Origin of the sequence: Microcystis sp. M53602_WE12, from assembly GCF_030065455.1 — a bacterium.
Lineage (GTDB): Bacteria > Cyanobacteriota > Cyanobacteriia > Cyanobacteriales > Microcystaceae > Microcystis > Microcystis aeruginosa.
This window is the reverse complement of the sequence record NZ_JASJFB010000551.1, coordinates 1-1726: the sequence shown is the minus strand read 5'-3', so window position 1 is coordinate 1726 and position 1726 is coordinate 1. Positions and strand designations below refer to the sequence as shown.

Here is a 1726-nt window from a genome sequence, read left to right as displayed (position 1 = left end):
TAACATCATTAGAAAAGTAATTCCTGATGTCATTGACCAGGGAATAAAGGGTTTGCCGTTTAATCCTGTAGTGCTTGACCCACTACGAATGACTAAGCTTTCAGGCTTTTAAGTAAGTTTGAGTAAGTTTAGTTGAGCGGTTTACTTTTGATTTTATTACCCAATCCAGGCTTTTGGGGGGTTGGGGGAAGTCACTGAGTCTCAAATTAAATTAATCAAGGTTGAACAAATGCCAGAAAAAGCGACATTTTTTAAGGGATTACAGATACCAAAATATCATTTTAATTTCTATAAGTCATACAAAAATTTAGGTTAAGATGACCTCCGAGGATGAATTAATATAATTTTTGACGCTTTCTAGTAAAAGTTGATACAAAAAATGAGGTGTTTTTTGATTGGCTAATTCCAGACTATTCTGATAAATTTTAACAGCAGATTCATCATTAATCATTCGATAGTGAATGATTTTTGTCCATTCTGGTGCAGTTATCATTAATTGAGGAATCACTTCAATAAAAGCTTGTATTTGTTGTTGGGTTTCAAAATCTTCTAAAAAATGCAATAAACTAAACATAATTTCAGGATGTTCACAGTTATCATCTAGGATAAGATGTAAGTCTTTTAAATGTTTATCATCAGGATATTTGGCAAGTTTTTCTAATGTTTCCTCAAATAAGTTAATTTCTTGGGGTGTTTTCATTAAGCGATTCTCTTGTAGGATTTTTATTAAATTCATGGGGTTGTTGCTCCTTAATCAAAAAAGGTTGACCAGGTAGTTTTATTAAGTTGAATGAGTTCTTGTAATCCCTTTCTAATATCTGCATTATATAATCCTTGACCTAGATAAATTGAGCGAATATCCCAAACTTCTTGTGCTAAGGTTTGTCGAGGGGAAAGGGTTAAGTCTGGACTTTTACCATAAGATAAGGTTTGACGATGACGACCTCCTTTTCCGGGGGATAAGTGTTCCATCATGATAGCAATTCCTTGATTAGTTGTGTAACCTTTGATTTTCGCTTTCATATACGCATTGGATGGTAGATGATGAGGGGTTAAGTGATCTCCTCTACTACCTAATTTTAACAAGTCGCCGTATGTCCCGACTTTTCCTTCTCCTGTCAGTAGTTTAAATTGAGTGATGTTGTCTCCTTATGATTATTTTAGGCCATAGGTTTATCATAGGTGAATAAAAATCTTATCGCTCTTCTATCTCGGAAAATCCCTGTCAACACATAAGTGCTGAAACTCTTATTTTATAAGCGAGCGCTCGCCTATTTTCTAACAACAACTCGAAAATTTAGTTTCTGTTAGTTATTGATCACCCGAAAGCTTGCCCCGAAAGAAAGCTAGAATTTAGACACGATCAGAGCTTTTTCCTGATAATTAAGCTTTAATGACCCATTTTCCGGCTCTTCGGGAATTGTTATGCAAATAATTAACTTAAAATAAAATTCGATGAGAGCGCCTACGCTCAAAAGTAGCTGAAATCCATACAGGGAAGGACTTAAGGCACAAACAGGTTAATACCAAAAGATAGACAATTGAGTTAAGATTTGATATAATAGCCAAAAACGAGATTATTTTACTTATGATACTTGACAAATTTTTGAACCTAAAAGGAACCTGTATTCAAGGCTATCTACACCTAGAAAATATCGGTATAGTTTGCCGAATCGAATCGAAAAATCAAAAAGCAACCTGTCCTCGTTGTGGGTTAGAGAGCGAT

At 34.6% G+C, this 1726-nt stretch carries 2 protein-coding genes and 1 pseudogene; 1 reads left to right on the top strand and 2 read right to left on the bottom strand.

Annotated elements, in window-relative coordinates; translation table 11 throughout:
* Positions 1-307 precede the first annotated feature (307 nt).
* Together PX482_RS17745 and PX482_RS17740 are read right to left on the bottom strand one after the other, a co-directional pair.
* The gene (locus tag PX482_RS17745) at positions 308-736 is read right to left on the bottom strand and encodes an Imm30 family immunity protein (RefSeq protein ID WP_002760443.1); all 429 of its coding nucleotides are present in this window, start codon (positions 734-736) and stop codon (positions 308-310) included.
* A 14-nt stretch (positions 737-750) separates the two neighbouring features.
* The gene (locus PX482_RS17740) at positions 751-1023 is read right to left on the bottom strand and encodes a hypothetical protein (protein ID WP_002760442.1); all 273 of its coding nucleotides are present in this window, start codon (positions 1021-1023) and stop codon (positions 751-753) included.
* 565 nt (positions 1024-1588) lie between these two features.
* On the opposite strand from PX482_RS17740, the pseudogene PX482_RS17735 reads away from it, so the two are divergent.
* Positions 1589-1726: pseudogene (locus PX482_RS17735) on the top strand (ISL3 family transposase); the annotation flags it as partial.